Source organism: Streptomyces sp. NPDC087420 (assembly GCF_044744165.1).
Classification (GTDB): Bacteria; Actinomycetota; Actinomycetes; order Streptomycetales; family Streptomycetaceae; genus Streptomyces.
Map to the genome: position 1 here is coordinate 153,693 of NZ_JBIUXU010000009.1, position 16,535 is coordinate 170,227.

At 70.7% G+C, this 16,535-nt stretch carries 14 protein-coding genes, 1 tRNA gene and 2 pseudogenes; 9 read left to right on the forward strand and 8 right to left on the reverse strand.

The genetic code is table 11. The features are described 5' to 3' along the window. Window positions 1-4: 4 nt before the first annotated feature. The 6 genes from mscL to ACIO1C_RS20220 form a co-directional block, all read right to left on the reverse strand. Complete coding sequence (gene mscL, locus ACIO1C_RS20195; protein WP_401865428.1) at window positions 5-496, reverse strand: large conductance mechanosensitive channel protein MscL; 492 nt, start codon at window positions 494-496, stop codon at window positions 5-7. A gap of 123 nt (window positions 497-619) precedes the next feature. Then, window positions 620-1,189: an RcpC/CpaB family pilus assembly protein gene (locus tag ACIO1C_RS20200; RefSeq protein WP_401865430.1), complete on the reverse strand. Its 570-nt coding sequence runs from the start codon at window positions 1,187-1,189 to the stop codon at window positions 620-622. A 283-nt stretch (window positions 1,190-1,472) separates the two neighbouring features. Continuing rightward, on the reverse strand, window positions 1,473-2,306 hold the full coding sequence (locus ACIO1C_RS20205; RefSeq protein ID WP_401865432.1) for an S-methyl-5'-thioadenosine phosphorylase: 834 nt from the start codon (window positions 2,304-2,306) through the stop codon (window positions 1,473-1,475). A gap of 77 nt (window positions 2,307-2,383) precedes the next feature. Further along, window positions 2,384-2,770 (reverse strand): FmdB family zinc ribbon protein, encoded by a 387-nt coding sequence (locus tag ACIO1C_RS20210; RefSeq protein ID WP_401865434.1) that lies wholly within the window; start codon window positions 2,768-2,770, stop codon window positions 2,384-2,386. 66 nt (window positions 2,771-2,836) lie between these two features. Further along, the gene (locus ACIO1C_RS20215) at window positions 2,837-4,165 is read right to left on the reverse strand and encodes an MFS transporter (protein WP_401865436.1); all 1,329 of its coding nucleotides are present in this window, start codon (window positions 4,163-4,165) and stop codon (window positions 2,837-2,839) included. Window positions 4,166-4,444: 279 nt separating this feature from the next. After that, window positions 4,445-5,986, reverse strand: a complete 1,542-nt coding sequence (locus tag ACIO1C_RS20220; RefSeq protein WP_401865803.1) for a potassium/proton antiporter — start codon at window positions 5,984-5,986, stop codon at window positions 4,445-4,447. 214 nt (window positions 5,987-6,200) lie between these two features. Here ACIO1C_RS20220 and ACIO1C_RS20225 point away from each other — a divergent pair, with 214 nt between their 5' ends. Continuing rightward, window positions 6,201-9,101, forward strand: coding sequence for a penicillin acylase family protein (locus tag ACIO1C_RS20225; protein WP_401865438.1), 2,901 nt, complete (start codon window positions 6,201-6,203; stop codon window positions 9,099-9,101). A 137-nt stretch (window positions 9,102-9,238) separates the two neighbouring features. Here ACIO1C_RS20225 and ACIO1C_RS20230 read toward each other — a convergent pair whose 3' ends face one another. Beyond that, window positions 9,239-9,829 (reverse strand): 5-formyltetrahydrofolate cyclo-ligase, encoded by a 591-nt coding sequence (locus tag ACIO1C_RS20230; RefSeq protein ID WP_401865440.1) that lies wholly within the window; start codon window positions 9,827-9,829, stop codon window positions 9,239-9,241. A 116-nt stretch (window positions 9,830-9,945) separates the two neighbouring features. On the opposite strand from ACIO1C_RS20230, the gene galU reads away from it, so the two are divergent. The 7 genes from galU to ACIO1C_RS20265 all read left to right on the forward strand — a co-directional run bounded on the left by galU (window position 9,946) and on the right by ACIO1C_RS20265 (window position 15,573). Next, window positions 9,946-10,848, forward strand: a complete 903-nt coding sequence (gene galU, locus ACIO1C_RS20235; RefSeq protein ID WP_401865442.1) for a UTP--glucose-1-phosphate uridylyltransferase GalU — start codon at window positions 9,946-9,948, stop codon at window positions 10,846-10,848. Continuing rightward, on the forward strand, window positions 10,829-12,187 hold the full coding sequence (glp, locus tag ACIO1C_RS20240; RefSeq protein WP_401865444.1) for a gephyrin-like molybdotransferase Glp: 1,359 nt from the start codon (window positions 10,829-10,831) through the stop codon (window positions 12,185-12,187). The genes galU and glp overlap by 20 nt, the downstream gene beginning before the upstream one ends. Window positions 12,188-12,259: 72 nt before the next feature. Continuing rightward, on the forward strand, window positions 12,260-12,850 hold the full coding sequence (gene moaC, locus ACIO1C_RS20245) for a cyclic pyranopterin monophosphate synthase MoaC (RefSeq protein WP_401865445.1): 591 nt from the start codon (window positions 12,260-12,262) through the stop codon (window positions 12,848-12,850). Then, window positions 12,847-13,380: a molybdenum cofactor biosynthesis protein B gene (locus tag ACIO1C_RS20250; RefSeq protein ID WP_401865447.1), complete on the forward strand. Its 534-nt coding sequence runs from the start codon at window positions 12,847-12,849 to the stop codon at window positions 13,378-13,380. The genes moaC and ACIO1C_RS20250 overlap by 4 nt, the downstream gene beginning before the upstream one ends. After that, on the forward strand, window positions 13,377-14,003 hold the full coding sequence (locus ACIO1C_RS20255) for a GNAT family N-acetyltransferase (RefSeq protein ID WP_161312720.1): 627 nt from the start codon (window positions 13,377-13,379) through the stop codon (window positions 14,001-14,003). Before ACIO1C_RS20250 ends, ACIO1C_RS20255 begins: the two co-directional genes overlap by 4 nt. Before the next feature lie 141 nt (window positions 14,004-14,144). Then, complete coding sequence (gene glpR / locus ACIO1C_RS20260; RefSeq protein ID WP_401865449.1) at window positions 14,145-15,416, forward strand: gephyrin-like molybdotransferase receptor GlpR; 1,272 nt, start codon at window positions 14,145-14,147, stop codon at window positions 15,414-15,416. A gap of 83 nt (window positions 15,417-15,499) precedes the next feature. Then, window positions 15,500-15,573 (forward strand) — tRNA-Ala (locus tag ACIO1C_RS20265). A 139-nt stretch (window positions 15,574-15,712) separates the two neighbouring features. On the opposite strand, the pseudogene ACIO1C_RS20270 reads toward ACIO1C_RS20265, so the two are convergent. Then, a pseudogene (locus ACIO1C_RS20270) lies at window positions 15,713-16,261 on the reverse strand (LysR substrate-binding domain-containing protein); the annotation flags it as partial. Here ACIO1C_RS20270 and ACIO1C_RS20275 point away from each other — a divergent pair. Then, window positions 16,259-16,459, forward strand: a pseudogene (locus ACIO1C_RS20275) (nuclear transport factor 2 family protein); the annotation flags it as partial. The pseudogenes ACIO1C_RS20270 and ACIO1C_RS20275 sit on opposite strands and share 3 nt — an antisense overlap. Between the last annotated feature and the right edge of the window lie 76 nt (window positions 16,460-16,535).

A 16,535-nucleotide genomic window follows, 5' to 3' on the forward strand; every position in this document is an offset into this window, starting at 1 on the left:
ACGGCTAGGGCGCGCTGCGGGTGGTGGGTACGCCGTTGCCCGGGCCGCGCTGGGACACGAGGGCGTCCCTGATCTCCTTCAGCACCTCCAGCTCGCTCACCTCCAGGACTTCCTTCACCTCTTCCTTGGCGGCCTGGTTCTTGGCCCGCCGGGCAAGGAACCTGGACATCGGCAGCACCATCAGGAAATAGACGACGGCCGCCGTGATCACGAAGGTCAGGACCGAGCTGACGACCGTTCCCCACATGATCGGGATGCCCTCGACGACGTTGCCCGCCTCGTCCGTCGAACACGGCGACTTGAGGCACGAGTGGTACCTGTTCAGGTCCTTCGTGCCGAACGCGCCGACCAGGGGGTTGATGACGCCCTTCACGACCGAGTTCACCACGTTCGTGAACGCCGCTCCGATGACCACCGCGACCGCGAGGTCGATCACGTTCCCGCGCATCAGGAAGGCTTTGAAGCCCGCCAGCACGCTCTCCTTGTCCTTGCTCACGAGTGAGCCCTTCTTCATATCTGCGGTACGGATGACCAACTGCCCCGCAACCTACGACAGCGCGTGCCCGTGCTGTCCAATCCGCACACGCGAACAGGCGACCCGCCAGCTCGTCAGTACGACTCAGCACAGTGTCACCGCCAAGGGGGACACCGCGCCCGCCCCGGCCAGCTCGGCGGCGGTGGCACGCGGCACGGACAGAACGACCAGGGCTCCGGCCTCCGCCGGCGTCTGCCGGTCCGTTTCCCCGTCCCCGCCCGTGGGGTCGGGGATCTCCGTCACCCGGGCACCCGCCGCCACCACGCGGGCCCCGGCGCTCTCTTCCGCCCCGTCGGGCCCGGCCGTGGGCGTGGCGATCACATCGACGCGGTCGCCGCGCCGCAGGAGCCGGACCGTGGCCGCGTCGGCGATCCGCACGGGCGCGGACGCCATCTCGACGGGGGCGCGACGACCTGCGGCGGACGCCCGAGGCGGTGAGGTTCCGTGCGGCGGGGCGCCGTCCGGCACACCGGCCGCGTTGTCGCCTCGGGACCTGGTGTCCCCCGTGACCCCCACCGAGCCGCCCGCACCGCCGGCGGCCAGGGCCGCCGCGGTCATGGCCAGGCCGGCCGCCATCACACGCCGCCGCCTGCGCAGCGCCCGGCTCAGCCGGTGGCGCGGGCCGCCCACCCGCAGGGGCTCGAAAGCCGGCACGCCGCGGAGATCGGGCGCCGACGAGCCGGTGGGCGCGGGCAGCGATGCCGGGGCCGGCGAGGGCGGGCGGGACAGGGGAGAGCAGGAGTGAGGAGCGGAGTGATCGTGCGCGGACGAACGGGACATGGCAACCACCGCCAGTCGTGAGGAGTTTCTGCGGTCGCTCCTCACGATCCACGGTCCGCGGCGATCCTGCCGCGGCCTGTGGACGGCCCGCCGATTGTGGATAACTCGGCCACTCACGCGGGTGGTTCGGCCGTCAGGCCGATTGGCGCGGTTTTGGTCAGGGCAGTTTCAGACCAGTGTCGATTCCGTCGAGCGCATGCGCACACAAACAGTTCCGGGTCTCGCTCGCCTGCAGTCCGCCCACTGCGTCGAACAAGACGGTGCGCAGCCGGTCCACGTTGGAAGCGAACACTCTCAGCACCTCTTCGTGGGAAACGCCCTCACCCGTCTCGGCTCCCGCGTCCAGGTCCGTCACGAGCGTCATGGAGGTGTAGCAGAGGCCGAGTTCACGAGCCAGGATCGCCTCGGGATGTCCCGTCATCCCGACCACAGACCAGCCCATCGCCGCATGCCACCGGGATTCCGCCCGAGTGGAGAAACGAGGTCCCTCGATGACCACCAGCGTTCCGCCGTCCACCGGCTCCCACGCGTGCCGGCGCGCCGCCGCCAGCGCGGACTTACGGCCCTCCGGGCAGTAGGGGTCGGCGAGCGAGATGTGGACGACCTTGGACGCGCTGCCGTCGGGCAGCGGCACCCCGTCGTAGTACGTCTGCGTCCGCGCCTTCGTACGGTCCACCAGCTGGTCGGGTACGAGCAGCGTGCCCGGTCCGTACTCCGGCACCAGGCCGCCCACCGCGCACGGGCCGAGGACCTGCTTCACACCGACAGATCGCAGCGCCCAGAGATTGGCGCGGTAGTTGATGCGGTGGGGCGCCAGGTTGTGGGCGCGTCCGTGCCGGGGAAGGAACGCGACCCGCCGGCCGGCGATCTCGCCGAGGAAGAGGGAATCGCTGGGCGCTCCATAGGGAGTGTCCACCTCGACCTCGGTCACTTCCTCCAGGAAGGAGTAGAAACCCGACCCACCGATCACGCCGATCTCTGCGTTCGCCATGGCGATCACATTAGCCGCAGAGGCACACGCCAAGGACCCCGGCCGTCAGTGACGGCGGGGCCCTGGAGAAGGAGGGATCAGGCGGCCGAGGAGCCGCTGGAGCTGCTCGACGAGCCGGAACCGGAGCCCGATCCGCTCGACGAGCCGCTGGAGCCCGAGGAGCCCGACGAGGAGCCGGAGGACGACGACGAGGCCGCTGTCGAGGACTTGGCGTCCGACGACGACTTCGTGGCGGCGGAGCCCGAGGTGGAAGAGCCCGCCGACGCCGGTGCGCTGCTGGACGACGAGCCGCGGCTGTCGTTCCGGTAGAACCCGGAGCCCTTGAAGACGATGCCGACCGCGGAGAACACCTTCTTCAGGCGTCCCTCGCAGGTGGGGCACACGGTGAGGGCGTCATCGGTGAACTTCTGCACCGCTTCGAGGCCCTCGCCACACTGGGTGCACTGGTACTGGTAGGTCGGCACTTGTTCCTCCTGGCACTCTCACTCAATGAGTGCTAACGACGCTCCATAGTGACGTATTCCGAGAGTTCAGTCCACTGTCACCGGCACGCGGTGACTCATCCCACGCGCCGCGACGCGTCCGGGGCCCTTCGGCGAGAGCCGTGAGCGCAGTGCCGCCAGCGTCGCCAGAGCCAGTGCCGTACCGACGAGCGGCACCAGGAATCCGGCGCTCGCGCCGTGCGCGTCGGCGAGCTGTCCGGCGACGGTGACCGCCGCCGCCTGGCCGAGGGCCACGGCTCCGGTGAGCCAGGTGAAGGCCTCGGTGCGCGCTTCCGCGGGCACCAGCGACTCGACCAGCGTGTAGCCCGTGATCAGCGCGGGCGCGATGCACAGACCCACCAGCAGACCCAGTCCGGCGAGAAGAGGAGCGGAATGCACAGCCCACAGCGCGGAGGCGGTCAGCGTCAGCGCCGCGTACGCGACCAGCAGCCTGCGGCGCGGGCCCACCTTCCAGGCCACGGCGCCGCACACGATCCCGGCCAGCATGTTGCCGGCCGCGAAGATGCCGTACAGCACACCGTTGCTCCCGGGCTTCCCGATCTCCTCGGCGAACGCCGTCAGGGAGACCTGCATACCGCCGAAGACCGACCCGATGCCGAGGAAGGCCACGGCGAGGACCGGAATGCCCGGCACGGAGAGCGCCGAGGTGCGCGGCCGGGCCGGGGCGCCCGCGGCGTCCCGGTGACGTTGTCCCGCGGTCCGGGGCTGGGTGCCCCGCTGGGCCGCGAAGAGCAGGCCGCCGACGAGCGTCAGCGCACCTTCCGCGATCAGGCCGGCCGCCGGGTGGACGCCAGTGGCCAGCGCCGTCGCGAGCACCGGACCGATGACGAAGGTGAACTCGTCCGTCACGGATTCGAAGGCGGCCGCTGTCGGCAGCAGCGAAGACCCGTTCCCCTTCCCGAGGACGGCGGCCCAGCGCGACCGCACCATGGGACCGATCTGCGGGACGGAGGCGCCGGTGGGGACGGCTGCCGCGAACAGGGCCCACAGCGGGGCGCCGGCCAGCGCCAGGGCGATCAGCGCCGTGACGGACGCGGCGTGGACGAGTACGCCCGGTACGAGGACCGCGCGCTGGCCGAAGCGGTCGGCGAGCTTGCCGCCCTGGGGTGCGAACAGCGCCATCGAGACACCGGTGACGGCGGCCACGGCGCCCGCCGTCCCGTACGAACCGGAGGTGTGCTCGACAAGCAGGACGATGCCGATCGTCAGCATCGCGAACGGCTGCCGGGCGGCGAAGCCGGGCAGCAGGAAGGTCCAGGCGCCGGGGGTACGCAGCAGCCGCCCGTATCCGGGGCGGGGTGCCGCGGCGGTATCGGCGTCCGAGGTCCGCCCGGCGGTGTCGACCGTGTGGGACACGGTCCGTGCCTTTCTGCCGCCTGGTAGCGGGCCCCCGCGAGTGCGGGGGCGGCCGAGAGCTGTCCTCTTGCGCGGATCTGCGGTAGATACCGGGGCCCACGGTGGGGGGCTCCACGGCCGCCATACGGTCGCGCCAGCTCTGCGTCAGGCAGAGGTGGTCGATCAAGTACGCCTTCATCGTACAGGTAGGAGCTTTGTGGCGGCTGGGAAACCCCCGGTGGCCCTGGGGTGTGCCTGGGATTGCCAAGGGCTGTCCCGCGATCCCCGGTGGATCAGCGCTCAGACGCCCGCGTTCGTCCCCAGCCATCCGGCGAGCTTTCCGCCCTGTCCGACCGCCCGCAGCCGCCGTTCCGCCGCGTCCCGCACCGGGTCCGTCGCGACGACCAGCAGCTCGTCGCCCCGGCGCAGCACGGTCGACGGCAGGGGGACGAAGCTCGTCCCGTCCCGTACGACCAGGGTCACGGCGGACCCGGCGGGCAGCCGCAGCTCCGCGACCTCCACGCCGTGCATCTTCGACCGGGCGGGGATCGCCACGGAGAGGAGATGCCCCCGCAGCCGCTCCAGCGGCGCCGATTCGATCCCCAGGTCGGCGGCGTCGGAAGAGCCGCCCAGCCGCAGTGCCTTGGCCAACCAGGGCAGGGTCGGCCCCTGCACCAGCGTGTACACGACGACAAGGACAAAGACGATGTTGAAGATCCGCTTGCTGCCCTCGATCTCGGACACCATCGGGATGGTCGCCAGGATGATGGGCACGGCTCCGCGCAGCCCCGCCCAGGACATCAACGCCCCTTCCTGCCAGGGGACACGGAAGGGCGCGAGGCTCACCAGGACCGACAGCGGGCGGGCCACGGCGGTCAGCACCAGGCCGACGATCACGGCGGACCAGAAGTCGTGGCCCAGTTCGTGGGGCGTCACCAGGAGTCCCAGCAGGACGAACATGCCGATCTGCGCGATCCAGCCGAGCCCTTCGGCGAAGCCGCGGTTGGCGGGGGCGTGGGGCAGGCGGGAGTTCCCGAGGACGACGGAGGCGAGATAGACGGCGAGGAAGCCACTGCCGTGGGCCGTGGCACCGATCGCGTACGCGGAGACAGCGATGGCCATCACGGCGATCGGATAGAGACCGGAGGCGGGAAGCGCCACATGCCGCAGACAGAGAGCACCGACCCAGCCGACCGCGAGCCCGATGAAGGCGCCGATGGCCAGCTCCATCGCGATCTCGCCGACCAGGACGTACCAGTGCTCCACCGGACCGGACGCGGAGAGCGCCACCACGATGATCACCACGGGGGCGTCGTTGAAGCCGGACTCGGCCTCCAGCGCCCCGGTCACCCGGGTCGGCAGGGGCACCTTGCGCAGCACGGAGAAGACGGCGGCCGCGTCCGTCGAGGAGACGACGGCGGCGATGATCAGCGCCGCCCGCCACTCCAGGCCGACCAGATAGTGCGCGGCGGTGGCGGTCACCGCGATGCTCACCGCGACGCCGACGGTCGACAGGACCACCGCCATGGGCAGCGCGGGCGCGACCTCTTTCCACTTCGTGCCCAGACCGCCCTCGGCCAGGATGACGACCAGCGCGGCATAGCCGATGACCTGCGTCAGTTCGGCGTTGTCGAACTTGACGTTGAAGATCCCGTCCTGGCCTATGGCGATCCCGATGCCCAGATACAACAGCAGGCTGGGGAGGCCGCTGCGGGACGAGATCCGTACGGCCGCGACCGCGATCAGCAGCACGAGGGAGCAGATGAGCAGGAGTTCATTGAGCTGGTGGACAGTCAGCGGCCGATCCTTCCCCTCGTGCTCGCCGGATCGTTCCTCCGGCAGCGGGTACTTCGTTACCTTACCTAATCTTTAACGTTTTCTTGACGCGCTCGATCGTCAGTACGAGCGCCACCCCCTATGCCGCCTCACGCGCCCCTCACCCTTGTGTGATCGTCTGATCAGTCGCACTACATGACACCGAGTCCTGATCGTTGAAGCGCTGCGCCTATGGTTGCTCCAGCATTCCCAGGACCACCCTGCCCCTCGAAGGACAGCGATGCCCGCCAACACAGCCCCCCCTTCCGCCAAAAAGAAGGGGCGACGCGCCCGTCTGATCCTGATCGTGCTGGTGCTGGCGCTCGTTGCGGGTGTCGGTTTCGGCGCGTACTGGGGTGTGAGTACGGTCCGCGCCTCCTTCCCCCAGACCACGGGGTCCGTCCAGCTCAAGGGCCTGTCCGGCTCCGTGGACGTCAGACGGGACAGTTACGGCGTCCCGCAGATTTACGCGGACACCGACGCCGACCTGTTCCGCGCCCAGGGTTACGTTCAGGCGCAGGACCGCTTCTGGGAGATGGACGTCCGGCGTCACCTGACGTCCGGCCGCCTCTCCGAGATGTTCGGCAAGGGGCAGGTGAAGACCGACGCCTTCCTCCGCACGCTCGGCTGGCGCCGGGTGGCGCAGCAGGAGTACGACACCCAGCTGTCGGCGGAGACGAAGAAGAACCTCCAGTCGTACACGGAGGGCGTCAACGCCTACCTCAAGGGGCGTGACGGCAAGGACATCTCCGTCGAGTACGCGGCGCTGAGCTTCACGAACGACTACAAGCCCGAGAAGTGGTCGCCGGTCGACTCGGTGGCCTGGCTCAAGGCGATGTCCTGGGACCTGCGCGGCAACATGCAGGACGAGATCGACCGTTCACTGATGACAAGCCGGCTGAGCGCGAAGCAGATCGCCGACCTGTACCCGGAGTACCCGTACGACCGGAACGCGCCGATCGTGGACGAGGGTGGGATCGATCCCCTCACCGGGAAGTACGACCCCAAGGCCCCGGCGACGGACCAGCTCGGCGGCACCGGCGACGGCACGGGCACCGGCGACGGCACGGGCGTTGGCACGGGCACCGGGGACGGCACCGGCACTGGTGTCGGAGACGGTACGGGCACAGGCATAGGCACAGGGACCGGTACGGAGACAGGCACCGGGACCGGCATCAGCACCAACAGCGGCGGCGATCCCGCCGACCCGGGCAGCCCCGCCGCCGCCACCCAGGCCCTGGCCTCCCAGCTCGGCTCCCTCTCCAGCACCCTCGACGAGATCCCGGCCCTGCTCGGCCCCAGCGGCAGCGGCATCGGCTCCAACTCCTGGGTCGTCTCGGGCTCCCTCACGACGACGGGCAAGCCGCTCCTCGCCAACGACCCGCACCTCGCGCCCCAGATGCCGTCCCTCTGGTACCAGATGGGCCTGCACTGCCGCAGCGTCTCGCCGAAGTGCCAGTACGACGTCGCCGGCTACACCTTCTCCGGCATGCCGGGCGTCGTGATCGGCCACAACCAGAACATCGCCTGGGGCTTCACCAACCTCGGCGCCGACGTGACCGACCTCTACCTGGAGAAGGTGAACGGCGACTCGTACCTGTACGGGGACGGCGAGAAGCGCTTTGTCACGCGCGAGGAGACAATCAAGGTCGCCGGCGGCCCCAGCAGGAAGATCACCATCCGCGAGACCAACAACGGCCCCCTCGTGTCCGACCGCGACACCGAGCTGGAGAAGGTCGGCGACAAGGCCCCGGTGGGCAATCTCGCGCCCGACAGAGGCACCGGCTACGCGGTCGCCCTCAAATGGACCGCGCTGGAACCGGGCAAGTCCATGGACGCGGTCTTCGAACTGGACAAGGCCGCGGACTGGAACCAGTTCCGCAAGGCCGCCTCGCACTTCGAGGTCCCCTCGCAGAACCTGATCTACGCCGATACCAAGGGCAACATCGGCTACCAGGCGCCGGGCACGATCCCGATCCGCCCCAAGGGCTTCGACGGCAGGACGCCGGCCCCCGGCTGGGACCCGAAGGCGAACTGGGAGAAGGACCCGATCCCGTTCGACCAGCTGCCGTACGAGTACAACCCCAAGCGCGGGTACATCGTCACCGCCAACCAGGCCGTGATAGACGCGAAGAAGTATCCGTACACGCTGACCGAGGACTGGGGCTACGGCGCCCGGAGCCAGCGGATCAACGACCTCATCGAGTCGAAGACCAAGGACGGCGGCAAGATCTCGACCGATGACATGCAGACCATGCAGATGGACAACAGCAGCCAGGCCTGGACGCTGCTGAAGAGCTATCTGCTCAAGATCGATGTCTCGGACCCCTCCGTCCGCGAGGCGCAGAAGCTCCTCGAAGGCTGGGACGGCACCCAGGAACCGGACTCCGCCGCGGCCGCCTACTTCAATGCGGTCTGGCGCAACGTCCTCAAGCTCGCCTTTGGCAACAAGCTGCCGAAGGAGCTGCGCGCCAAGGGCGATTGCCTCACCGTCGCGCCCGCCGACAACACCGGCCCGGTGGACGACCTCGACACACGCGCGGTGCGGGAGTGCGGCCAGCGCGACCCGGACTCGGCGCAGCCGGACGGCGGGGACCGCTGGCTGGAGGTCGTGCGCAACATCATCAAGGACGACAAGAACGCGTGGTGGAGCGCCGCCGGCGGCCGCCGGGACAGCGCGACGAAGACCCGTGACCAGCTGCTCGCCCGTGCCATGACGGACGCCCGCTGGGAGCTGACCGCCGCGCTCGGCAAGGACGTCTCCTCCTGGAACTGGGGCCGACTGCACCAGCTGAACCTCAAGAACCAGACCCTCGGCACCGACGGCCCCGGCGTCCTGAAGTTCATACTGAACCGCGGCCCGTGGAACCTGGGTGGCGGCGAGGCGGCGGTCGACGCGACGGGGTGGAACGCGGCAGGCGGTTACGACGTCATCTGGGTCCCGTCGATGCGGATGGTCGTCAACGTCGGCGACTGGGACAAGTCCCGCTGGATCAACCTGACGGGCGCGTCGGGACACGCGTACAACGCGCACTACAGCGACCAGACGGACAAGTGGGCCAAGGGCGAGCTGCTCGACTGGTCGTACACGCCCAACGCCGTCGAACGCAGCACGACCGACACCCTGACGCTGAATCCGTAACGCCGGTCTCAGCGGTATCAACGGCCGGTCCGGAGGCCGCCCCCTCTACGAGGGGGCGGCAGCCACCCGCTCCATCCCCCTCGCGCCGTCAAGCGCCGTCAACACCATCAAGCGCCATCAAGCACTGTCGAGCACCATCAAGGACGGCCGCCGGTGAAGTGCCTGACACTTCCGGGCGTCACCACCGCGTGTACGGGACGGTCGTGCGGCTCCGCCGGGACCCGCGCGACCACCTCGTCGTCGTACAGCAGGACGGCCAGCGTGGGTGTGGCGCCGGCCCGCTCCAGCCGGGCGAGGACCCGGTCGTACGAGCCACCGCCCCGCCCCAGTCGCATCCCGCGTGTGTCCACCGCCAGTCCCGGCAGCAGCACGGCCTCCGCCGCCAGCACGGCGTCCAGGCCGAGCGGAGTCCCGCCCGGCTCCCACAGGCCCCGCCCCGCGCGTACGAGACGCTCCGCCCCCTCGTACCGCGCCCAGTCGAGGTCGTTGTCCGCGCGCAGCACCGGCAGGAGCACGTCGACGCCCCGCGCGCGCAGTATGTCGAGCAGCACGCGTGTGCCGGGTTCGCGTCCGACGGAGACGTACGCGGCGACCGTACGGGCCCCGGCCAGCTCGGCCAGATCCCCGGCCCGCCGCGCGAGAACCGACGCGGCCTTTTGCGCGTCTTCACTGGACAGCAGGGCTCTCGCGGCGAGGAGTTCACTCCGTACGGAGGCCTTTCCGGACATCTCATGCGGCACCGGACATCACAAACCTCTCGATTGCGGATGTACACCCATAGGTGCGGCGAAAGTTAACCGGAGCATCATCTTCCGCGCATAGCCCACCGGATAGGGTTATCCGTATGACTCAGTCGCCCTCCCGGATCACCAAGGCTGTCATCCCCGCCGCAGGCCTCGGCACCCGGTTCCTCCCCGCCACCAAGGCCACTCCCAAAGAGATGCTGCCGGTGGTCGACAAGCCCGCGATCCAGTACGTGGTCGAGGAGGCGGCGGCCGCCGGCCTGTCCGACGTGCTCATGATCACCGGCCGCAACAAGCGCGCCCTTGAGGACCACTTCGACCGCAACTACGAGCTGGAGGGAGCCCTCACCCGCAAGGGCGACGCCGAACGGCTCGCGAAGGTCCAGGAGTCCAGCGAACTCGCCACCATGCACTACGTGCGCCAGGGCGACCCCAAGGGCCTCGGCCACGCCATCCTGTGCGCCGCGCCGCACGTGGGCGACCAGCCCTTCGCCGTCCTGCTGGGCGACGACCTGATCGACCCGCGCGACCCCCTGCTGTCGCGCATGATGGAGATCCAGGAGCGCGAGGGCGGCAGCGTCATCGCCCTCATGGAGGTCGACCCCGAGCAGATCCACCTCTACGGCTGCGCCGCCGTGGAGCCCACGGGCGACAGTGACGTGGTCAAGGTCCACGACCTGGTCGAGAAGCCCGACGCGGCCGACGCGCCGAGCAACTACGCGATCATCGGCCGCTACGTGCTCGATCCCGCGATCTTCGAGATACTGCGCAAGACCGAGCCGGGCCGCGGTGGTGAGATCCAGATCACCGACGCCCTCCAGCAGCTCTCGGTGGACGAGAAGGTCGGCGGACCGGTCCACGGTGTGATTTTCAAGGGCCGCCGGTATGACACAGGCGACCGCGGCGACTTCCTGCGTGCCATTGTCAGACTCGCGTGCGAACGTGAAGACCTGGGCCCGGACTTCCGCGCCTGGCTCCGCAGTTATGTCAGCGAGGAGATGTAGCGCTTTGAGCAGCACGGCAGAATCGGCTCCGGTGGCCCGCCACGAGCAGCTGTGGTCGGTGGACGAGCACCTCGCGGACATCCTCGCCGCCATCCACCCGCTCGAACCCATCGAGCTGCAACTGCCCGACGCCCAGGGCTGCGTCCTGGTCGAGGACGTCACGGTGCCGGTGGCCCTGCCGCCGTTCGACAACAGCTCCATGGACGGGTACGCGGTCCGTACGGCCGATGTGGCGGGCGCCACGGACGAGTTCCCCGCCGTGCTCACCGTCATCGGCGACGTCGCGGCGGGCAGCGGCGATCTGCCCGAGGTCGGCCCGGGGGAGACCGCCCGGATCATGACGGGCGCCCCGCTCCCGCCGGGGGCCGAGGCCGTCGTGCCGGTCGAGTGGACCGACGGGGGTACGGGCGAGGGCCCGGCGACCTCCATGCGCCCCGCGGGCGACGCACCGGGCGGGGGGAGCGGCGAGGTCCGGGTCTACCGCTCGATCGAGGCCCGCGGCCATGTCCGCGCCCAGGGCAGCGACGTACGGGCCGGCGATCTCGCCCTCAAGGCCGGTACGGTGCTCGGCCCCTCGCAGATCGGGCTGTTGGCGGCCATCGGCCGCGGTTCCGTCCGGGTACGGCCGCGCCCGCGCGTGGTCGTCCTGTCCACCGGCAGCGAGCTGGTCCAGCCCGGCGAGCAGTTGGGTACGGGCCAGATCTACGACTCCAACAGCTTCGCGCTCACCGCCGCGGCCCGGGACGCGGGCGCCATCGCGTACCGCGTCGGGGCCGTCACGGACGACGCCGAGACGCTCCGCGCCACCATCGAGGACCAGCTGATCCGCGCGGACCTCCTCGTCACCACGGGCGGCGTCAGCGTCGGGGCGTACGACGTCGTCAAGGAGGCGCTGTCCTCCGTAGGAGACGAGGACGAACCGGGCAGCGGCATCGACTTCCGCAAGCTGGCGATGCAGCCGGGCAAGCCCCAGGGCTTCGGCTCGATCGGGGCGGAGCACGTCCCGCTGCTCGCGCTGCCCGGCAATCCGGTCTCGTGTTATGTCTCCTTCGAGTTGTTCGTACGGCCCGCGATCCGCGCCCTGATGGGCCTGGAGGACGTCCACCGCCAGACGGTCCGCGCGACGCTGGTCAGCGACAAGCCGCTGACCTCGCCGAGTGGCAGACGGCAGTTCCTGCGGGCGAAGTACGACGCGGAGGCGGGCACGATCGCGCCGGTCGGCGGCGCCGGGTCCCACCTCGTGGCGGCCCTCGCCCACGCCGACGCGCTGGCCGTGGTCCCGGAGGACGCCGTGTCGGTCGAACCCGGCACGGAACTCGACGTGGTCCTGATCGGTTGACCGCCCCGGGGTGGCGGTACCGTGTCAGCCCACACAGGCCCTCTCGGGCCCGGACCGGGAGCGCTCACAGCAATGACCGCGTTTAACCGGGGGGAGACCTCCGGACCGTCTCAGCAAGATCCTCCATCAGCTCCTCCGCCCGTCCCTCCGTCGGGACAGGCGGAGGGACGGACGGAGGGGCTGACCCACCTCGACGCGTCGGGCGCGGCCCGCATGGTCGACGTCTCGGCGAAGGACGTCACGGCGCGCACCGCCCGCGCCAGCGGACGTGTCCTCGTCTCGCCGCGCGTCGTCGAGCTGCTCAGGGGCGGGGGAGTGCCCAAGGGGGACGCTCTCGCCACGGCCCGTATCGCCGGCATCATGGGCGCCAAGCGGACGCCGGACCTGATCCCCCTCTGCCATCCGCTCGCCGTCTCGGGTGTCACGCTGGACCTGGCGGTCGCGGACGACGCCGTCGAGATCCTGGCGACGGTGAGGACGACGGACCGTACGGGCGTGGAGATGGAGGCCCTGACCGCGGTCTCCGTGGCCGCGCTCACGGTGGTCGACATGGTCAAGGCGGTCGACAAGGGCGCGGTGATCACGGACGTACGGGTCGAGGAGAAGACCGGCGGCAAGTCGGGCACGTGGACGCGCGGGGCCGGAGACGGGAGTACGACATGACGGACGATCCCGCACTCCAGGCCGCCACCCCTCCCCCCTCCGCCCCCTACCGTGCCTTGGTCGTCACCGCCTCCAACCGCGCCGCCGCCGGTGTCTACGCCGACACGGGCGGCCCGATCCTGGTCGAGGGCCTCACCGCGCTCGGTTTCTCCGTCGAGGGCCCGAAGGTCGTCCCCGACGGCGACCCGGTCGAGCGGGCGCTGCGTGACGGCGTGGCCGCCGCGTACGACGTCATCCTGACCACGGGCGGTACGGGCATCTCCCCCACGGACCGCACCCCGGACGTCACCCGGCGCCTCCTGGACCACGAGATCCCCGGCATCCCGGAGGCGATCCGCGCCCAGGGCGCCACCAAGGTCCCCACCGCCGCGCTCTCGCGCGGGCTCGCGGGCGTGGCCGGCCGGACGCTGATCGTCAACCTGCCGGGCTCGGCCGGCGGCGTGCGCGACGGTCTCGCCGTCCTCAGCAAGCTGCTCATCCATGCCGTGGACCAGCTCCGCGGCGGCGATCACCCCCGTACCTCCGGATGAACCCCTCCTGGCCGGTGCTGCTGGTGGACGGAGACGTGACACTCCGTCCGATAAGGATGCGCGACCAGCGCGCCTGGCGAGAGGTCAACCGGCGTAACCGCGACTGGCTGCGTCCCTGGGAAGCGACGATTCCGCCGCCGGCCCCGGGTGCGCCGCTCGCCCAGCGGCCCACGTACCGGCAGATGGTCCGTCACCTGCGCGCCGAGGCGAACGCGGGCCGGATGCTGCCGTTTGTCATCGAGTACCAGGGGCGGCTGGTGGGGCAGTTGACCGTCGCCGGGATCACCTGGGGCTCCATGTGCTCGGGGCATGTCGGCTACTGGGTGGACCGTGAGGTCGCCGGGCGCGGCGTCATGCCGACGGCGGTGGCCATGGCGGTCGACCACTGCTTCCGTTCGGTGGGGCTGCACCGCGTCGAGATCTGCATTCGCCCGGAGAACGGGCCCAGCCGCCGCGTCGTCGAAAAGCTGGGATTCCGCGAGGAGGGGCTGCGCCCGCGCTATCTCCACATTGACGGAGCGTGGCGGGACCATCTCATTTACGTACTCACGGCGGAGGAGGCCCCGGAGGGGCTGGTCCACCGCTGGCACCAGGCGCGGAGGCCGGGAACGTCACGGAAATAAAATAAGTGTTCGAATTCGGTCCGATGTGACCATCAAGCGATCTGAACAATCACAAAAAAAGTCCGTGATATCAGCCAGATCGTGCGACACACCGGCCCAATTGGCGGATGCCCTCGCGCGAACCCCTCTACGGTGTGAACCGTGAGCAGCAGCGGCCTCATCTACGCAGTCATCGTCGGGGCCTGGGCCGCCTACTTGGTGCCGATGTGGCTCCGCAGGCAGGACGAGCTCAACGAGGCGCGCCCGACGGAACGGTTCAGCACCGCGATCCGGTTGCTGTCCGGCCGGGGCGCCATGGAGCGTCGTTACGCCAAGGAGCTACAGGTACGCGCCGCCGAGGAGGCGGGTTCCGACGTCGAACCGGACGATCGGGCGGAGTCGATGAGCTCCGTCGACGTCCGGGCCTTTTCCGCGCCCCCGGACCGGACCGAGGCGCGCCTGGAGATCCCCGCGGAGCTTCGCGGGGAGGCCAAGGCGCACCCCAGACCTCCGGCGCAGCGCCTCGCGCCACCCCGGCAGGCGGCGGCCCAGGTATCGGGACCGGCGCAGGTGCACGCCCCGGTCCCGGAGCCCGCGCCCGCCCGTCCGGAACGTACGTTCCGCCCGTCCCGTACGGCCCGTCCGGTACGTGTCCCGCGTGCGGTACGTCCCCGTGCGGTACGTCCGCGTGCGGGACGGCAGTCGGGGGCGGCGGCGGAACGCGCCCGGCGCGCGCAGCGCTCGCAGGTCCTCGCGCGCCGTCGCCGTACCACCGTCCTCCTCTTCCTGGCCTTCACGCTCGGCGCGATCGTGGCGGCGGTGGGAGGCCTGGGACTCCTCTGGGCACCGGCAGCCCCGGCGGTCCTGCTCAGCGTCTACATCGTGCATCTGCGCGGCCAGGAACGACGGCGCTTCGCCTTCACCATGGACCGGCGCAGGGCCGAGGCGGCGGCGCAGCGCCTGCGGGAGAACCGCCCGCGCCGCCACCAGCCGCCGCCCGCCGGCGCGGGTGGCGGAGCCGGTGAGCCGGACGAGGAGGCGCCCGCGTCCCACCCGGACCCGGAACCCCCCGCGACGGTCTCGCCGCAGGAGGCGGGACGCCGCGCCCTGGTCGAGCAGACCGACCACGCGGAGTGGGTGGACCAGCAGCGCGAACGCGGCCCGGCACGGGGCGACAGCTGGGAGCCCGTCCCGGTCCCGCTCCCGACGTACGTCACGGCCCCGGTCGCCCCCCGCGCGAACGGCGGCGTCGAGGTCGGCGACCCGGAAACCTGGAGCGCGGCCCGCTCCTCGACGGCGGAGCCCACCCCGGAGGCACCCCCACCACCCCCGGCCCAGCGCACCCCGCCACCCCGCCGCACCCGCGACCGGGGCAGGACCCCCCTCTTCGACCAGTACGAGGAGGGCGACCGCCCCCGAGCGGCCAACGAGTGACGACCACCCTGTGACCAGCCGCCGACAGCCCCAACGGATTTCCGGGCACGGCGACGGGGGTGCTAAGGTTTCACTCGTTGCAAGGGCCTGTAGCGCAGTCTGGTAGCGCACCTCGTTCGCATCGAGGGGGTCAGGGGTTCGAATCCCCTCAGGTCCACTGCAAGGGCCGTTCGCGAGTTAGCTCGTAGGCGGTTTACGAGTCCCGTTCGATCACTGTGATCGGACGGGACTTCGTCGTTGTGGAAGCGCGTACAGCAGTTGGGGTCCGCAGGCATCCCGAGCGCCACGATCCCGGGTCAGGATTCCGTGATGTCGTCCTGGGGCGCCGGTGCGGCGGGGTGGCAGTCCGTCGCGCCGGACCGGTGAGCAGCCCGGGCCGGACGGATGGAGGCGAAGGCCGCGGCGAGTAGTTCGAGCAGGGGAGCCGCGCGGGGGTGGGGGTCACGGCGCGGCGTGATCGCGTAGACGCCGCGGGTCGGCGGGTCCACAAGGCCGACCGTGGTGACGTCGGCCCGCAGCGCGCTCGTCAGCACTCCGGGGATCAACGCGATCGCGTGACCGGTGGCGACCAGGGCAAGCTTGCCGGCCAGATCGGCCGCGGTGAGGCCGACGCGGACGCTGACTCCGGCGCGGGCGGCGTGCTGGTGCAGGAGCGCCGCGGAGCCGTCGTCGTCCTCGGCCCAGGTCTGGTCGGCCAGCGCCTGGATGCGCACCGGCGCACGCCCGGCCCGCGGATGGCCGGCGGGCAGGACGACGACCATCTCGTCCAGCCCGAGGAACCGGCGCTCGACCCGTGGGTCGACGGCCAGCCCCGGCGGAGCGTCGGTGACGATGGCGATGTCGAGTACCGCGCTCTCTTCCAGGGCCGGCCGGCATCGGACGAGCCGGCCCGCACCCGCCGTATCGACTCCATAGAGGTCCACGGCACCGTCGCGACCGCCACCATGACGCTCTCGCACGGCGCGGACACGTTCACCGACGTCTTCCTGCTGGTCCGCACCGACGACGGCTGGCGCATCGCCAACAAGGCGTATCACCGCGCTCCTGAGAGGGCGGCATGTAACGCGATGTCACTGTGGATGTCACCGGAACGTGTGCGGCCGCCGCGCAAGCCGGATC